The organism is Pseudomonas granadensis, from assembly GCF_900105485.1.
Classification (GTDB): domain Bacteria; phylum Pseudomonadota; class Gammaproteobacteria; order Pseudomonadales; family Pseudomonadaceae; genus Aquipseudomonas; species Aquipseudomonas granadensis.
This window is the reverse complement of the sequence record NZ_LT629778.1, coordinates 1,079,828-1,095,152: the sequence shown is the minus strand read 5'-3', so window position 1 is coordinate 1,095,152 and position 15,325 is coordinate 1,079,828. Positions and strand designations below refer to the sequence as shown.

The window sequence follows — 15,325 nt, the reverse complement described above, 5'->3', positions numbered from 1 at the left end:
CGAAAGCCCCGCCGCAATTCTGTCTTTTTCATTCAAAAATGCGACACCCCCAAGTTTTGCCCCTTGGCGCCCGCTTCCCAGTTGAACAAGCGGCGCTCTACACTGTACCGGTACAGTTGCCGGGGGCATTTCCGGAGGATGTCGCAAAGATATCTGACCCGGTTCTGCTGCTACGGCGCCAGAACTCTAAAAAATACAACAGTAAGAGTGGAGCACTATGACTAAGGCTACTAAGCAGATTTCCAAACTGTTTGCCGCTATGGTTCTGGCCGGGGTTGCCAGCCATTCGTTCGCAGCTGACACCATCAAAATCGGTATCGCCGGTCCTAAAACCGGTCCAGTAGCCCAATACGGCGACATGCAGTTCAGTGGCGCGAAAATGGCCATCGAGCAGATCAACGCCAAGGGCGGCGTCGACGGCAAGAAACTCGAAGCCGTTGAATACGACGATGCCTGCGATCCGAAACAAGCGGTAGCGGTAGCGAACAAGGTCGTCAACGACGGCGTCAAGTTCGTGGTCGGTCACCTGTGCTCCAGCTCCACTCAGCCAGCTTCGGACATCTATGAAGACGAAGGCGTGATCATGATCACCCCGGCTGCCACCAGCCCGGACATCACCGCCCGTGGCTACAAAATGATCTTCCGTACCATCGGTCTGGACAGCGCCCAAGGCCCTGCCGCCGGTAACTACATCGCCGATTACGTGAAACCGAAAGTGGTTGGCGTGCTGCACGACAAACAGCAGTACGGTGAAGGCATCGCCACCGCGGTGAAATCGACCCTGGAGAAGAAAGGCACCAAGGTTGCCGTGTTCGAAGGCGTCAACGCCGGCGACAAGGATTTCTCGGCGATCATCGCCAAGCTCAAGCAAGCCAACGTCGACTTCGTCTACTACGGCGGCTACCACCCAGAGCTGGGTCTGATCCTGCGCCAAGCCCAGGAAAAAGGCCTGAAAGCCAAGTTCATGGGCCCGGAAGGCGTGGGTAACGACTCGATCACCCAGATCGCCAAGGACGCGTCCGAAGGCCTGCTGGTGACCCTGCCGAAATCCTTCGACCAGGATCCGGCCAACGTTGCCTTGGCTGACGCGTTCAAAGCGAAGAAGGAAGACCCGAGCGGCCCGTTCGTGTTCCCGTCCTACTCCGCGGTTGAAGTGATTGCCGCCGGTATCACCGCTGCCAAGTCCGAAGACGCCACCAAAGTTGCCGAAGCCATCCACGCCGGTTCGTTCAAGACCCCGACCGGTGACCTGAGTTTCGACGCCAAGGGCGACCTGAAAGACTTCAAATTCGTGGTTTACGAGTGGCACAACGGCAAACCTAAAACTGAAGTTTCGCCTCAGTAAGGCGCTGCCTGACTGACTGCCAATAAAGCCCACGGCGTGCCGTGGGCTTTGTTTTACGAATGTATGGGCCGCGCTGGCGTGATCCGCCAGTCTCCCCACCTGAAAATCTCAAAACCGTCATCAGCGGTTCGCTGGCAAAACCCGGATTCGAAGTGGATAGAGATCCACGGGGCCGGGCGGGAAAATGACTCCACCAGTGAAATGCGTATCAGGTTTTTAGGAGCGCTGTAATGCCTGACCTCTATCACTTCTTCCAACAGCTGGTTAACGGCCTCAACGTTGGCAGCATGTATGCCTTGATCGCCATCGGCTACACGATGGTCTACGGCATCATTGGAATGATCAACTTCGCCCACGGCGAGGTGTACATGATCGGTTCCTACGTGGCGTTCATCGCCATCGCCGGGCTGACCATGATGGGACTCGACAGTGTCCCGCTGCTGATGACTGCGGCGTTCATTGCCAGCATCGTCGTCACCAGCTCCTACGGTTACAGCATCGAACGCATAGCCTACCGCCCCCTGCGCGGCAGCAACCGTCTGATCCCGCTGATTTCCGCCATCGGTATGTCGATCTTCCTGCAGAACACCGTTCTGCTGGCGCAAGACTCCAAGGACAAAGCAATCCCCAACCTGATCCCGGGCAACCTCGCCTTCGGTCCGGGTGGCGCACAAGAAGTGCTGATTTCCTACATGCAGATCGTGGTGTTCGTCGTCACGCTGATCGCCATGCTCGGCCTGACCCTGTTCATCTCCCGTTCTCGTCTGGGCCGCGCCTGCCGCGCCTGCGCCGAAGACATCAAGATGGCCAACCTGCTCGGCATCAACACCAACAACATCATCGCCCTGACCTTCGTCATCGGTGCTGCGCTGGCAGCCGTTGCGGCTGTGCTGCTGAGCATGCAATACGGCGTGATCAACCCGAACGCCGGTTTCCTCGTCGGCCTCAAGGCGTTCACCGCTGCGGTACTGGGCGGCATCGGCAGCATTCCCGGCGCGATGCTCGGCGGGTTGGTGCTCGGTGTAGCGGAAGCGTTCGGTGCCGATATCTTCGGCGACCAGTACAAGGACGTCGTGGCGTTCGGCTTGCTGGTTCTGGTGCTGTTGTTCCGTCCGACCGGCATTCTGGGCCGTCCGGAGGTTGAGAAAGTATGACTAGGAATCTTAAACAGGCGCTGTTCAGCGCTTTGCTGGTGTGGGCCGTGGCCTACCCGGTACTCGGTCTGAAACTGACCATCGTTGGCATCAATCTGGAAGTGCACAACACCAGCCCTGCGGTGCTTGCGACCATCGCAATCTGCTCGGTGCTGATGTTCCTGCGCGTGCTGTTCAATCAGCAGATCAGCAAAGCCTGGCGCTCCTCGCCGGGCATGCCGCTGATCCCGGCCAAAGCCAGCAACTTCCTGACCCTGCCGACCACTCAGCGTTACTTCATCATTGCGCTGATCATCATCGCCCTGGTGTGGCCGTTCTTCGGTTCACGTGGCGCGGTGGACATCGCCACGCTGATCCTGATCTACGTGATGCTCGGCCTCGGCCTGAACATCGTCGTCGGTCTGGCCGGTCTGCTCGACCTCGGTTACGTCGGTTTCTATGCCGTCGGCGCCTACAGCTACGCGCTGCTGTCGCACTACTACGGCCTGAGTTTCTGGATCTGCCTGCCGATTGCCGGCCTGATGGCGGCGACGTTCGGCTTCCTGCTGGGCTTCCCGGTGTTGCGTCTGCGCGGTGACTATCTGGCGATCGTGACCTTGGGTTTCGGTGAGATCATCCGTCTGTTCCTGCGTAACCTGACCGATATCACCGGTGGCCCGAACGGCATCAGCAACATCGAAAAACCGACGTTCTTCGGCCTGACCTTCGAGCGTAAAGCGGCCGAAGGTCTGCAGACGTTCCACGAGTATTTCGGCCTGCAATACAACTCGATCAACAAGGTGATTTTCCTTTACCTCGTTGCGCTGTTGCTGGCATTGGCTGCGCTGTTCGTGATCAACCGTTTGCTGCGCATGCCGATCGGCCGTGCGTGGGAAGCCCTGCGTGAAGACGAAATCGCCTGCCGTGCGCTGGGCCTGAACCCGACCGTGATCAAGCTTTCCGCGTTCACCCTGGGTGCTGCGTTCGCCGGTTTTGCCGGCAGCTTCTTCGCCGCGCGCCAGGGGCTGGTCACGCCGGAGTCGTTCACCTTCATCGAGTCGGCGATCATTCTCGCCATCGTCGTATTGGGTGGCATGGGCTCGCAGTTGGGCGTGATCCTGGCGGCGATCGTGATGATCCTGTTGCCGGAAATGATGCGTGAGTTCAGCGAGTACCGCATGTTGATGTTCGGTGCCCTGATGGTGTTGATGATGATCTGGCGTCCACAAGGTCTGCTGCCGATGCAACGCCCACACATGGAGTTGCGCAAATGAGCCGCGAGATCCTTAAAGTCGAAAACCTGAGCATGCGCTTCGGCGGTCTGCTCGCGGTCAACGGTGTGGCCCTGACCGTCAAAGAGAAACAAGTGGTTGCGCTGATCGGGCCGAACGGCGCGGGCAAGACCACGGTGTTCAACTGCCTGACCGGTTTCTATCAGCCGACCGGCGGCAGCATCCTGCTCGACGGCGAGCCGATCCAGGGCCTGCCGGGCCACAAGATCGCCCTCAAAGGCGTGGTGCGTACGTTCCAGAACGTGCGTCTGTTCAAGGACATGACCGCGGTCGAGAACCTGCTGATCGCCCAGCATCGGCACTTGAACACCAACTTCCTGTCCGGTCTGTTCAAGACCCCGGCGTTCCGCAAAAGCGAGCGCGAGGCCATGGAGTTTGCCGAGTACTGGCTGGAAAAGGTCAACCTCAAAGAGTTCGCCAACCGCACCGCCGGCACCCTCGCCTACGGCCAGCAACGGCGTCTGGAAATCGCTCGCTGCATGATGACCCGCCCGCGGATCCTCATGCTCGACGAACCGGCCGCCGGCCTCAACCCGAAAGAGACCGAAGACCTCAAGGCGCTGATCGGCGTGCTGCGCGAGGAGCACAACGTCACCGTGCTGCTGATCGAACACGACATGAAACTGGTCATGAGCATTTCCGACCATATCGTCGTGATCAACCAGGGCACGCCGTTGGCCGACGGCACGCCTGAACAGATCCGCGACAATCCTGAAGTGATCAAAGCCTACCTGGGGGAAGCGTAAATGCTGCAGTTCGAAAACGTTTCCACCTTCTACGGCAAGATCCAGGCCCTGCACAGCGTCAACGTCGAAGTCCGTCAGGGCGAGATCGTCACGCTGATCGGCGCCAACGGTGCCGGCAAGTCGACGCTGCTGATGACGCTCTGCGGTTCGCCGCAAGCGCACAGCGGCAGCATCCGCTACATGGGTGAGGAACTGGTCGGCCAAGACTCGTCGCAGATCATGCGCAAGAGCATCGCCGTGGTGCCGGAAGGTCGTCGGGTGTTCGCCCGTCTGACCGTCGAAGAAAACCTGTCCATGGGCGGTTTCTTCACTGACAAGGGCGATTATCAGGAGCAGATGGACAAGGTCCTCGGCCTGTTTCCGCGCCTCAAGGAACGCTTCAACCAGCGCGGCGGCACCATGTCCGGCGGCGAACAGCAAATGCTCGCCATCGGCCGTGCGCTGATGAGCAAGCCCAAGCTGCTGCTGCTCGACGAACCGTCGCTGGGCCTGGCACCGATCATCATCCAGCAGATCTTCGACATCATCGAACAGCTGCGCAAGGACGGGGTGACGGTGTTCCTGGTCGAGCAGAACGCCAACCAGGCGCTGAAAATCGCCGACCGCGCCTACGTTCTGGAGAACGGTCGCGTGGTCATGCAAGGCACCGGTGAAGCGCTGCTGACCGACCCGAAAGTGCGCGAGGCGTATCTCGGCGGTTGATGCGGTTGCTGAATGAAAAACGGCCTTCGGGCCGTTTTTTTTATGCCCGACGCAAACCTCGAACCCACCGCAAATCCTCTGTAGGAGTGAGCCTGCTCGCGATAGCGGTGTAACAGTTGCAAAAAATATTGACTGACGGTCCGCTATCGCGAGCAGGCTCACTCCTACAGGGAACGAGGCGGTTCGAAGATTTTCTATAAAAATTTCAGGCCCACCTGTAACGCATCCCCCCGACCTTTCTCTAGAGGGACAAGCAAGCGCAACAGCACTTGCAGACACCCTGATAAAACCTGGAGAAACATCATGACTGCTACCACCCGCACCCTGTCCGCCACCGCACTGGTTCTGGCCCTTGGTTCCGCGCTGAGCATCGCCACCGTCTCCACCGCTCAAGCCGCCGATGCCAACATGGAAAAATGCTTCGGCGTGGCCATGAAAGGCAAGAACGACTGCGCCGCAGGTGCAGGCACCACCTGCGCCGGCACAGCGAAAATGGACTATCAGGCCAACGCCTGGAAACACGTTCCGAAAGGCACCTGCGGCACCATCGAAAGCGAAACCTCGCCGACCGGTTTCGGTCAGCTCGAAGCCTTCAAAGCCAAGTCCTGATCCGCGGCCTGCCTGAGTGACGATCATGTTCAGCCACCACGACCATGTCCTTCCACGCACTCAGGCAGCCCTCACCGGGCTTCCGCCCCGTGCAGGGCTGGGCCTCAAGACCGGGCACTTTCAACAAGTGCTCGGTTCATTACCGGACCTCGGTTTCTTCGAAGTCCACGCCGAAAACTACATGGTGGCCGGCGGCCCGTTTCATCATTTTCTCGGTTTGATTCGTGCGCAGTATTCGCTATCGCTGCACGGTGTCGGCTTGTCCATCGGTGCCGAAGGGTCGCTGGATCAACAACACCTCAAGCGCCTGGCTGAGCTGATTGAACGCTATCAACCGCAATCTTTTTCCGAACATCTGGCGTGGTCGAGCCACGGCCCGATGTTTCTCAATGACCTGCTCCCGCTGGCCTACGACACGCCAACGCTGAACCGCGTCTGCGCGCACATCGATCAGGTCCAGAACGCCCTCAAGCGGCCGATGCTGCTGGAAAACCCGGCGACCTATCTGGCGTTCGAACGCTCGACGATTGATGAGCCAGACTTCATCGCCGAGGTGATTCGCCGCAGCGGCTGCGGCCTGTTGCTCGACGTGAACAACGTCTATGTGTCGTGCATCAATCATCAGCGCGATCCGCTGACCTACCTCGACGCCCTGCCGCTGCACGCGGTCGGCGAGATTCATCTGGCCGGGTTCGCCGAAGATTGCGACAGCCTCGGCGATCGTTTGCTGATCGACGATCACGGCGCGCCAATCGACCAAGCGGTCTGGCAGTTGTACCGCCAAGTGCTGGAGCGCATCGGCCCGGTGGCAACGCTGATCGAGCGTGACAACCAGGTGCCGGCGTTCGAGGTATTGCTGGCCGAGGCGCAACAGGCCGAGCGGCTGTTGCTGCAAAGCGGAGGCCGCGCATGAGCACACATAGCGCTTTCGCCGCCGCGCTGATCGATACGCGCCTGCCCTGCCCCGATGGTCTGCGCAGCGCCAACGGTGCCGACCCGGCGAGCCGTTTCGCGGTGTATCGCAACAACGTACAGGCGTCGCTGATCAATGCCCTGGCCGACAGTTATCCGGTCGTACAGCAGCTGGTTGGCGAGGAATTTTTCCGCGCCATGGCCGCGATTTTTATCCGAAGCCAACCGCCACAGAGTCCGCTGATGAGCCGCTACGGCGAAACGTTCGCCGACTTCATCGCGCGGTTCGAACCGATTGCCGGCGTGCCGTATGTCGCCGATGTCGCGCGCCTCGAGTACCTGCGCGTCCTCGCCTACCACGCCGCCGACGCGCAGCCGATCCGGCCGGAGCACGTCAGCGCCGCCCTCGCCAATCCGCATACTCTCGGCGGGCTGACGTTCGGCCTGCATCCATCGCTGCACCTGCTCGATTCAGGGTTTGCCGTGGTGGCGATCTGGGCCGCGCATCAGCAGGAACAAAGCCTGGCGGGCATTGGCCTGAATCAAGGGCAACACTCACTGGTGTTGCGCAACGGCCTCGAAGTTGAAGTGTTTGCCTTGGATGCCGGCGCCAGCGTGTTTATCCGTCACCTCAACAATGGCGAGCCGTTGCTCGCGGCAGCCGAAAACAGCCCACCCTTCGATCTCGCCCAAACCCTCGCCTTGCTGATCGCCCATAACGCGATCATTCAACTGAGCTACAAGGAGTTGCCATGAACACGCTTATCCCGCGCGCCATCACCCTGCTGGAAAAAATCCCGCACAGCCTGATTGCCTTCCTTGCGCGTTTTTCCATCGCTGCGGTGTTCTGGAAGTCCGGGCAGACCAAGGTCGAGGGGCTGGAGATCGACCTGATTGACGGTACGTTTGAACTGGGCTGGCCGCGTCTGGCGGACTCGGCGATTCCGCTGTTCCAGAGTGAATACAACGTGCCGCTGCTGTCGCCCGAAATCGCCGCGCATCTGGCGGCGTTCGCTGAGCACTTATTCCCGGCGCTGATCCTGATCGGCCTGGCGACACGTTTTTCGGCGCTGGCGCTGCTGGGCATGACCCTGACCATCCAGATTTTCGTCTATCCCGACGCGTACCCGACCCACGGCACCTGGGCGGCGGTATTGTTGTATTTGATGACGACAGGACCGGGCAAATTGTCGATCGATCACCTGATCGCCCGCCGCTTCCAAGGCTGACCTCGAACTGTAGGCCTTCGCCTGCTCGCGATTGCGGACTGTCAGTTGTTGAGTTTGTGACTGATACACCGCTATCGCGAGCAGGCTCGCTCCCACAAGGTACGAAATCAGCGCTGGAGTCGATCCAGCGCCTCACCACTGCGCTTGAACCAGTCCATCAGATAATCCGCCAACACCTGCGTGCGTTTCGGCAAACCACCCTGATACGGATGCACCAGCAACATCGGCATACGACGGGTCTGAAAGTCGCGCAGGAGCCAGCGCAAGCGGCCGTCGGCCAGTTCCGTCTGCAACAGGTAGGAAGGCAGTCGGGCGATGCCGGCACCGGTGAGCGCGGCTTTTTTCAGCAGGCTGTAATGGTTGCTGGCGAACGGGCCCGAGACCCGCACCCGCAACAACTCATGCTGCTGGTGATACAGCCATTCTTCACGCCCGCTGTAATGGCTGTTGAGCAGGCAGCGGTGCTCGACCAGTTGCTGCGGCGTCGTTGGCTCGCCATAACGCTCCAGATAAGCCGGGCTGGCGCAGGTCATCTCCTGCCACGCTAATAGCGGCCGGGCCACCAGGCGTTGGTCATTGGCCACCTCGGAGCGGATCGCCAGATCGAAACCGTCGCGCGACAGATCGCGGTAGCTGTTACTCAACTCCAGCTCGATCTGCACGTCGGGGTACTGCTGCGAGAATTCCAGCAGCAAGCCATCGAAAAAGGTTTCCCCAAGCGACACCGGTACCGTCATCCGCACCGGGCCGGCCATGTCGTCCTTGAGCCGCGCCAATGCCTGGCGTGCCCGCTCGACCTGAACCACCAGTGCCTGCGCTTGTGGCAACAGCGCCGCGCCCGCCGCCGTCAGGCTCAATCGCCGGGTGGTGCGTTGCAGCAGAACCACGGAAAACTGCGCTTCGAGCTGACTGATGCGCTTGGACAACTGGCCTTTGCTGCAGCTCAACTGTTGCGCGGCCAAGGTAAAACTGCCGGCTTCGATCAACACGGCGAACGCTGCCAGATCATCCATCTCGCTCATGGATTGTTTCCATTTGAAAACCAAAGGTTGCCTATTAGCGCGCTTATCCGGGAGAAAAACCACTCTAGACTGAAACCTCATGCAATCACTTGAGGTACAGCTCGATGAAGATTCTGTTGATAGGCGCTGGCGGCACCATCGGTTCGGCCGTAGACAAAGAACTGTCGCAACGTCACGAAATCATTCGCATCGGCCGTAACAGCGGCGACTTGCAGGTCGATATCAGCGACAGCGCGTCGATTCGCAAGCTGTTCGAACAGACCGGCAAATTCGACGCGCTGATCTGCGCCGCCGGCAACGTAACCTTCGCGCCGCTGAGCGAAATGAGCGACGACAGTTTTGCCCTCGGCCTCAAGGACAAGCTGATGGGCCAGGTCAATCTGCTGCTGATCGGGCGCGAATTCGCCAACGATGGCGCCTCGTTCACCTTCACCACCGGCGTGCTCAGCCACGATCCGATTCGCAGCGGCGCCTCGGCAGCTCTGGTCAATGGGGCTCTCGACAGTTTCGTCCGTGCCGCCGCGATCGAACTGCCACGCGGTTTGAGGGTAAATTCTGTAAGCCCGACGGTTCTGACGGAAGCCTTGGGCAAATACGCGCCTTACTTCCGCGGCTTCAAGTCCGTTCCTGCAGCGGACGTGGCATTGGCCTACGCCAAAAGTGTCGAAGGCCTGCAAACCGGTCAGACATTTCACGTCGGTTGATCGTTTATTCGATCAGCGTCGGCAACAGTTTTTTGGCAACGGGCCGAGGTATCGCCACTCTGAATTGCCGCCCCAGCGCCGAGTGAACCGTTGCCGTCGAAACGGGCTGGTTATTGATCGAAAGCGTCAACCGCTTCCCGATCGATTCCTGACTGATTTGCGCCATCCTCTCGGTTGCTTCTGGCGTAAGCGTGACCGAGAGCTGAACGAGATCCGGATTAGCTCCTTCATCATCCTTGAGCAGCACCTCCATTCTGGAGAAATCCGTAGCCGAGGACAGATTGATCTCGGCTGCCTGACTTGCGCCTGATGTTGCCAGTGTCAACAGCAATATTGCCGACGTCCATTGCATAAAATTCTTCCTGATTTACGTGGCGAAACTATGCATCGACGCTAATCGTGACTCAATAGTGGCCACACAAGCCTTGTGATCGACAGCCGCCCTCAGTAACGTGGCGACACTTGTCTGGAGAGCCAAAGATGCGTGTCGCCCGTTCGTTGATCGTTGTTGCCCTGCTGCCGTTGTTTGCCGCCTGCCAGTTGTTCGATGGCCAGCGCGAAAGTGCTTCGCACGTCGGGCAGGCGCGAATGCAGGGGCAACTGACGGCGGCGGACGGCAAGCTGGTGTTTCAGCCGTGTCAGGATCAGCGCCAGTTGGTGGTCAATGACACCGGCGGCACCAGCGTTTTGCAGGAAGCCGCGACGCTGGCCGATGAGCAAGGCAAGTTGTTCGCCGATGTTCGCGGCAAAGTCGTCGGCGATCGCCTCGATCTGACCCAGCTGTACCGGGTCGAGCGCTCCGGCACCGCTTGCGATGATCCGAATTTCAAACTGCTGATTCTGCGTGCTGCCGGCCACGGCCCGGAGTGGAACGTCAAGGTCAGCGGCAAGGGCATGGTCATAGAGCGTGAGGGTCAGCCACCGCTGGCCGTGCCTTATGTCGAGGAACAACTCGGAGACGGTCGTTTCAACCTCAGCAGCGAAGCCAACAACCAGCGCATCGAATTGTGGGTCGCCCCGCAACGCTGCGTCGACAGCAGCACCGGCAGCGTGCAGCACATGAGCGCCGAGTTGCGCATCGACGGCCAGGTGCAGCGTGGTTGCGGGTATTTCGGCGGATCGCGCAACGACTGAGCGCATTATCCTCGGCGGATCCGGACGTTGCGGCTTATAATCGCCGCCTTCAAACGCCCTGGCGCAGTTGTGCGCCCCGCGAACCCGGATCCCCGCCATGTTACGAATCACCGAACTCAAGCTGCCCATCGACCATCCCGAAGAAGACCTGCGCGCGGCCATCGTGCAACGCCTGGGCATCGCCAGCGATGAGCTGCTCGATTTCACCTTGTTCAAGCGCAGCTACGACGCGCGCAAGAAATCCTCCGAGCTGTGTTTCATCTACACCATCGACCTCAGCCTGCGCGACGAGACCAGGGTGCTGGGCAAGTTCGCCGATGACCGCAATGTCAACGTGGCGCCGGATGTCAGCTACCAGTTTGTCGGTCAGGCACCGAGCGACTGGGGCCAGCGCCCGATCGTCGTCGGTTTCGGCCCGTGCGGGATTTTCGCCGGCCTGCTGCTGGCACAGATGGGCTTCAAGCCGATCATTCTCGAACGCGGCACCGAAGTGCGTCAGCGCACCAAAGACACCTGGGGCCTGTGGCGCAAAAGCGTGCTCAACCCCGAGTCCAACGTGCAGTTCGGTGAAGGCGGCGCGGGGACGTTCTCCGACGGCAAGCTGTACAGCCAGATCAAGGACCCGAAATTCCTCGGGCGCAAAGTCCTGCACGAGTTCGTCAAGGCCGGCGCGCCGGAAGAAATCCTCTACGTCAGCAAACCGCACATCGGTACGTTCCGTCTGACCGGCATGGTTGAAAACATGCGTGAGCAGATCCGCGAACTCGGCGGTGAAGTGCGCTTCCAGGAGCGCGTTTCCGACGTGCTGATAGAAGAAGGCCAACTGGTCGGCGTGCAACTGGCGAGCGGCGAAACCTTGCATTCGAAGCACGTGGTTCTGGCCCTCGGCCACAGCGCCCGTGACACTTTCCGCATGTTGCACAGCCGTGGCGTGTTCATGGAAGCCAAGCCGTTTTCGGTGGGTTTCCGTATCGAACACCCGCAATCGCTGATCGACCGCGCACGTTTGGGCAAGTACGCCGGGCACCCGAAACTCGGCGCCGCCGATTACAAACTGGTGCACCACGCCAAGAATGGTCGTTCGGTCTACAGCTTCTGCATGTGCCCGGGCGGCACCGTGGTCGCGGCAACTTCAGAGCCGAATCGCGTGGTCACCAACGGCATGAGCCAGTACTCGCGTAACGAGCGCAATGCCAACTCGGGCATCGTCGTCGGCATCACCCCGGAAGTCGATTATCCCGGTGGCCCGCTGGCCGGCATCGAGTTGCAGGAGCGTCTGGAATCCCACGCGTTCATCCTTGGCGGCAGCGACTACAAGGCCCCGGCGCAGCTGGTCGGCGACTTCATCAATGGCAAACCATCGACCGAACTCGGCGAAGTCGAGCCGTCGTATAAACCGGGTGTGGCGTTGGGCGATCTGGCGTTGGCCCTGCCGGACTTCGCCATTGAAGCGATCCGCGAAGCGTTGCCGGCGTTCGAGAAGCAGATCCGTGGTTATTCGTTGCACGACGCGGTGCTTACCGGGATCGAAACGCGCACCTCGTCGCCGCTGCGCATCACCCGCAACGAGTCGCTGCAGAGCATGAACGTCAAAGGCCTGTTCCCGGCGGGCGAAGGCGCCGGTTATGCCGGCGGGATTCTTTCTGCGGGCGTGGACGGGATTCGGATTGCCGAGGCGGTGGCGCGGGATATCCTCGGCCTCTCTGACTGACATAACCGTGTAGGAGTGAGCCTGCTCGCGATAGCGCGATAACATTCAACACTTAAGTTGACCGAATCACCGCGATCGCGAGCAGGCTCACTCCTACATTTGATTGCGGTGTGTCAGATATTGGCGCGCAGGACTGAAGTCGGCAGCGCCTCTCCCCGCTCGGCACTCGCCGTTACGGCCTCGATCAATCCTTCCAACTCGTACCCCTGCGCCTGCAACCAGGCCTGATCGTAATAGGTGTCGGCATAGCGCTCGCCGCCATCGCACAGTATCGCCACGATCGACCCCGACTCCCCCGCCGCCTTCATCTGCTGCGCCGCCATCAGCGCGCCGATCAGGTTGGTCCCGCTCGAGCCGCCGACATGCCGGCCCAGACGCCGCGCCAGGTAATGCATGGCCGCCAGCGACAAGGCGTCCGGCACCTTGACCATCGCATCGATTACCTTGGGCAGAAACGACGCTTCCACCCGCGGCCGGCCAATGCCTTCGATGCGCGAACCGCACTCCAGGCGCAGACTGGCATCGCCGCTCTGGTAATAATCGAAGAACACCGAGCGCTCGGCATCGGCGCACAACACCCGGGTGCAGTGCTGGCGATAGCGCACGTAACGACCAAGCGTTGCGGCAGTGCCGCCGGTGCCGGGGCTGGAAATCAGCCAGCTCGGTTCCGGATGTTTTTCATAGCGCATCTGCTGAAAGATCGATTCGGCGATGTTGTTGTTCGCCCGCCAGTCGGTGGCGCGTTCGGCGTAAGTGAACTGATCGATGAAGTGCCCGCCGTGTTCGCGAGCCAGGCGCTCGGATTCGGCGTAAATCTGTGTCGGGTCTTGCACCAGATGGCTCTGGCCACCGTAAAAAGCGATCTGCGCAATCTTCTCTTTCGACGTAGTCGCCGGCATCACCGCAATGAACGGCAAACCCAGCATCCGGGCGAAGTACGCTTCGGAAATCGCCGTCGAGCCGCTGGACGCCTCGATCACCGGCGCGCCAGGCTTCAACCAGCCGTTGCACAGCGCATACAGAAACAGCGAACGGGCCAGGCGATGCTTGAGGCTGCCGGTCGGGTGGCTGGATTCATCCTTGAAGTACAAGTCGATGCCCGCAAAACCCGGCAGCGGCAAGGGGATCAAGTGGGTATCGGCGCTGCGCTGGAAATCCGCCTCGATGATGCGGATGGCCTCGCGGGCCCACTGTCGGTTGTCGCTCATGGTCAGGCTTCTCGTCGAATCGGGCAGGAATCAGCCTCTTTATGAGGCTCGCTCATCAGCTTAGGAAAAATCCTCCAGCGCGCACAGGTACAGCTGAGTCTCAATGTGTCCGGCAACTGCTAGGCTCAGCGTGGCTGGGGTCAAAAGCCCTGTAACGACATATAACAAAAAAGAATATAACTTTTGTTTTAACAACTAACCGTACGGGTTAGGGTGTCCTACCTTTTTGACGATTCGATGGAGAGCGACCTTGCCTCTGCGTAGCACTTTCACGCGTTTCTTTCAGCTGGAAGCTGCCAGCGGTCTGTTATTGATCGCCGCAGCCATTCTGGCGCTGATTATCAACAACTCGCCGCTGTCGTGGCTGTACACCGGCCTGCTCGACACGCCGGTGGTGGCGCAGGTCGGTGCATTGAAAATCGCCAAACCACTGCTGTTGTGGATCAACGACGGCCTGATGGCGATGTTCTTCCTGCTGATCGGTCTGGAAGTGAAGCGCGAAGTGCTCGACGGCCAGTTGTCCAAGCCCTCGCAGATCGTTTTGCCCGGTGCGGCGGCCGTCGGCGGCATGCTGATACCGGCGCTGATCTACTGGTTTCTCAACCGCGACAACCCTGCCGCCCTCAGTGGCTGGGCGATCCCGACCGCCACCGACATCGCCTTCGCCCTCGGCGTACTCGCCCTGCTCGGCAAACGTGTACCGGTGTCGCTGAAGTTGTTCCTGATGACGCTGGCGATCATCGATGACCTCGGCGCCATCGTGATCATCGCGATCTTCTACTCCGGCGAACTGTCGACCCTGTCGCTGGGCCTCGCCGCGGCGTGCATCGCCTCGCTGGTGGCGATGAATCGCCTCGGCGTAGTCAAGCTCGGGCCATACATGATCATCGGTCTGATCCTCTGGGTCTGCGTGCTCAAGAGCGGCGTCCACGCGACGCTGGCCGGTGTGACGCTGGCGTTCTGCATTCCGTTGCGCACGAAAAACGCCGAACCGTCACCCTTGCTCACCCTCGAACACGCGCTGCATCCCTGGGTCGCCTACGGCATCCTGCCGCTGTTCGCCTTCGCCAACGCCGGTCTGTCGCTGAGCGGCGTCACCGTCGAAAGCTTCACCCATGATGTACCGATGGGGATTGCCATCGGCCTGCTGCTGGGCAAGACAATAGGCGTGTTCGGCCTGACATGGCTCGCGGTAAAAGTCGGTATCGCCGCCCTGCCCCAAGGCGCCAACTGGGGCCAGATCCTCGGGGTGGCGATCCTCTGCGGCATCGGCTTCACCATGAGCCTGTTCGTCGGCTCACTGGCCTTCGAGCCGGGTGTGAGCGACTACGCCGGCATGGACCGGATGGGCATTTTGACCGGCTCGATTCTGGCGGCGTTGATCGGTTACGCGGTGACGGCGGCGGCGAGTCGCAAGCAGGCTGCATTGCCGACCAGATAGAAGTTCCATGGCGAGGGGAAATCTTCCCTCGCCATCATTTTTTTAACACGCAGCGAACTATCCCCACGTCTTTAGCGACACATCCTACAGCCATAATTTTCCCGCTTCGTTAACGTCGTGCAGCCCCTTTCGAGGGG

At 60.2% G+C, this 15,325-nt stretch carries 16 protein-coding genes; 13 read left to right on the top strand and 3 right to left on the bottom strand.

Annotated features, from left to right (window positions below):
• Nucleotides 1-217 precede the first annotated feature (217 nt).
• The 9 genes from BLU52_RS04785 (at nt 218) to BLU52_RS04745 (ending at nt 7,968) form a co-directional block, all read left to right on the top strand.
• A complete protein-coding gene (locus BLU52_RS04785) occupies nt 218-1,345 on the top strand; it encodes a branched-chain amino acid ABC transporter substrate-binding protein (RefSeq protein WP_090282130.1) in 1,128 nt (375 codons plus the stop codon).
• A gap of 230 nt (nt 1,346-1,575) precedes the next feature.
• Nucleotides 1,576-2,499: a high-affinity branched-chain amino acid ABC transporter permease LivH gene (livH, locus tag BLU52_RS04780; RefSeq protein WP_090282129.1), complete on the top strand. Its 924-nt coding sequence runs from the start codon at nt 1,576-1,578 to the stop codon at nt 2,497-2,499.
• The gene (locus tag BLU52_RS04775; RefSeq protein WP_090282128.1) at nt 2,496-3,752 is read left to right on the top strand and encodes a high-affinity branched-chain amino acid ABC transporter permease LivM; all 1,257 of its coding nucleotides are present in this window, start codon (nt 2,496-2,498) and stop codon (nt 3,750-3,752) included. The genes livH and BLU52_RS04775 overlap by 4 nt, the downstream gene beginning before the upstream one ends.
• Nucleotides 3,749-4,516, top strand: coding sequence for a high-affinity branched-chain amino acid ABC transporter ATP-binding protein LivG (gene livG, locus BLU52_RS04770; RefSeq protein ID WP_016771357.1), 768 nt, complete (start codon nt 3,749-3,751; stop codon nt 4,514-4,516). The genes BLU52_RS04775 and livG overlap by 4 nt, the downstream gene beginning before the upstream one ends.
• The gene (locus BLU52_RS04765; RefSeq protein WP_003222380.1) at nt 4,517-5,218 is read left to right on the top strand and encodes an ABC transporter ATP-binding protein; all 702 of its coding nucleotides are present in this window, start codon (nt 4,517-4,519) and stop codon (nt 5,216-5,218) included.
• A 303-nt stretch (nt 5,219-5,521) separates the two neighbouring features.
• Entirely contained in the window at nt 5,522-5,827 is a 306-nt protein-coding gene (locus BLU52_RS04760) for a BufA1 family periplasmic bufferin-type metallophore (protein ID WP_090282127.1), read from the top strand.
• A 25-nt stretch (nt 5,828-5,852) separates the two neighbouring features.
• The gene (gene bufB / locus BLU52_RS04755; RefSeq protein WP_090282126.1) at nt 5,853-6,740 is read left to right on the top strand and encodes an MNIO family bufferin maturase; all 888 of its coding nucleotides are present in this window, start codon (nt 5,853-5,855) and stop codon (nt 6,738-6,740) included.
• On the top strand, nt 6,737-7,495 hold the full coding sequence (locus tag BLU52_RS04750; RefSeq protein WP_090282125.1) for an HvfC/BufC N-terminal domain-containing protein: 759 nt from the start codon (nt 6,737-6,739) through the stop codon (nt 7,493-7,495). Before bufB ends, BLU52_RS04750 begins: the two co-directional genes overlap by 4 nt.
• A complete protein-coding gene (locus BLU52_RS04745) occupies nt 7,492-7,968 on the top strand; it encodes a DoxX family protein (RefSeq protein WP_090282124.1) in 477 nt (158 codons plus the stop codon). Before BLU52_RS04750 ends, BLU52_RS04745 begins: the two co-directional genes overlap by 4 nt.
• A 107-nt stretch (nt 7,969-8,075) precedes the next feature.
• On the opposite strand, the gene BLU52_RS04740 is transcribed toward BLU52_RS04745, so the two are convergent.
• Nucleotides 8,076-8,990: a LysR family transcriptional regulator gene (locus tag BLU52_RS04740; RefSeq protein ID WP_090282123.1), complete on the bottom strand. Its 915-nt coding sequence runs from the start codon at nt 8,988-8,990 to the stop codon at nt 8,076-8,078.
• A 104-nt stretch (nt 8,991-9,094) separates the two neighbouring features.
• Between BLU52_RS04740 and BLU52_RS04735 the strand changes: the two genes are divergently transcribed.
• Nucleotides 9,095-9,694: a short chain dehydrogenase gene (locus tag BLU52_RS04735; protein ID WP_090282122.1), complete on the top strand. Its 600-nt coding sequence runs from the start codon at nt 9,095-9,097 to the stop codon at nt 9,692-9,694.
• Nucleotides 9,695-9,698: 4 nt separating this feature from the next.
• Here BLU52_RS04735 and BLU52_RS04730 read toward each other — a convergent pair whose 3' ends face one another.
• Entirely contained in the window at nt 9,699-10,046 is a 348-nt protein-coding gene (locus BLU52_RS04730; protein WP_090282121.1) for a hypothetical protein, read from the bottom strand.
• A 128-nt stretch (nt 10,047-10,174) separates the two neighbouring features.
• Between BLU52_RS04730 and BLU52_RS04725 the strand changes: the two genes are divergently transcribed.
• Together BLU52_RS04725 and BLU52_RS04720 are read left to right on the top strand one after the other, a co-directional pair.
• Nucleotides 10,175-10,828: a COG3650 family protein gene (locus BLU52_RS04725; protein WP_090282120.1), complete on the top strand. Its 654-nt coding sequence runs from the start codon at nt 10,175-10,177 to the stop codon at nt 10,826-10,828.
• Nucleotides 10,829-10,925: 97 nt separating this feature from the next.
• On the top strand, nt 10,926-12,539 hold the full coding sequence (locus tag BLU52_RS04720; RefSeq protein WP_090282119.1) for an NAD(P)/FAD-dependent oxidoreductase: 1,614 nt from the start codon (nt 10,926-10,928) through the stop codon (nt 12,537-12,539).
• A 113-nt stretch (nt 12,540-12,652) separates the two neighbouring features.
• On the opposite strand, the gene BLU52_RS04715 is transcribed toward BLU52_RS04720, so the two are convergent.
• Nucleotides 12,653-13,747 carry a PLP-dependent cysteine synthase family protein gene (locus BLU52_RS04715; protein ID WP_090282118.1) on the bottom strand — a complete coding sequence of 365 codons (1,095 nt, stop codon included), beginning with the start codon at nt 13,745-13,747 and terminating at the stop codon, nt 12,653-12,655.
• Between the two features lie 250 nt (nt 13,748-13,997).
• Here BLU52_RS04715 and nhaA point away from each other — a divergent pair, with 250 nt between their 5' ends.
• Nucleotides 13,998-15,188 (top strand): Na+/H+ antiporter NhaA, encoded by a 1,191-nt coding sequence (nhaA, locus tag BLU52_RS04710; protein ID WP_090282117.1) that lies wholly within the window; start codon nt 13,998-14,000, stop codon nt 15,186-15,188.
• Nucleotides 15,189-15,325: the final 137 nt, after the last annotated feature.

Excerpts from the sequence above, each read along its gene's own strand:
- BLU52_RS04785 (WP_090282130.1), top strand. The coding sequence starts at position 218 with ATGACTAAGGCTACTAAGCAGATTTCCAAACTGTTTGCCGCTATGGTT.
- livH (WP_090282129.1), top strand. The coding sequence starts at position 1,576 with ATGCCTGACCTCTATCACTTCTTCCAACAGCTGGTTAACGGCCTCAAC.
- BLU52_RS04775 (WP_090282128.1), top strand. The coding sequence starts at position 2,496 with ATGACTAGGAATCTTAAACAGGCGCTGTTCAGCGCTTTGCTGGTGTGG.
- livG (WP_016771357.1), top strand. The coding sequence starts at position 3,749 with ATGAGCCGCGAGATCCTTAAAGTCGAAAACCTGAGCATGCGCTTCGGC.
- BLU52_RS04765 (WP_003222380.1), top strand. The coding sequence starts at position 4,517 with ATGCTGCAGTTCGAAAACGTTTCCACCTTCTACGGCAAGATCCAGGCC.
- BLU52_RS04760 (WP_090282127.1), top strand. The coding sequence starts at position 5,522 with ATGACTGCTACCACCCGCACCCTGTCCGCCACCGCACTGGTTCTGGCC.
- bufB (WP_090282126.1), top strand. The coding sequence starts at position 5,853 with ATGTTCAGCCACCACGACCATGTCCTTCCACGCACTCAGGCAGCCCTC.
- BLU52_RS04750 (WP_090282125.1), top strand. The coding sequence starts at position 6,737 with ATGAGCACACATAGCGCTTTCGCCGCCGCGCTGATCGATACGCGCCTG.
- BLU52_RS04745 (WP_090282124.1), top strand. The coding sequence starts at position 7,492 with ATGAACACGCTTATCCCGCGCGCCATCACCCTGCTGGAAAAAATCCCG.
- BLU52_RS04740 (WP_090282123.1), bottom strand. The coding sequence starts at position 8,990 with ATGAGCGAGATGGATGATCTGGCAGCGTTCGCCGTGTTGATCGAAGCC.
- BLU52_RS04735 (WP_090282122.1), top strand. The coding sequence starts at position 9,095 with ATGAAGATTCTGTTGATAGGCGCTGGCGGCACCATCGGTTCGGCCGTA.
- BLU52_RS04730 (WP_090282121.1), bottom strand. The coding sequence starts at position 10,046 with ATGCAATGGACGTCGGCAATATTGCTGTTGACACTGGCAACATCAGGC.
- BLU52_RS04725 (WP_090282120.1), top strand. The coding sequence starts at position 10,175 with ATGCGTGTCGCCCGTTCGTTGATCGTTGTTGCCCTGCTGCCGTTGTTT.
- BLU52_RS04720 (WP_090282119.1), top strand. The coding sequence starts at position 10,926 with ATGTTACGAATCACCGAACTCAAGCTGCCCATCGACCATCCCGAAGAA.
- BLU52_RS04715 (WP_090282118.1), bottom strand. The coding sequence starts at position 13,747 with ATGAGCGACAACCGACAGTGGGCCCGCGAGGCCATCCGCATCATCGAG.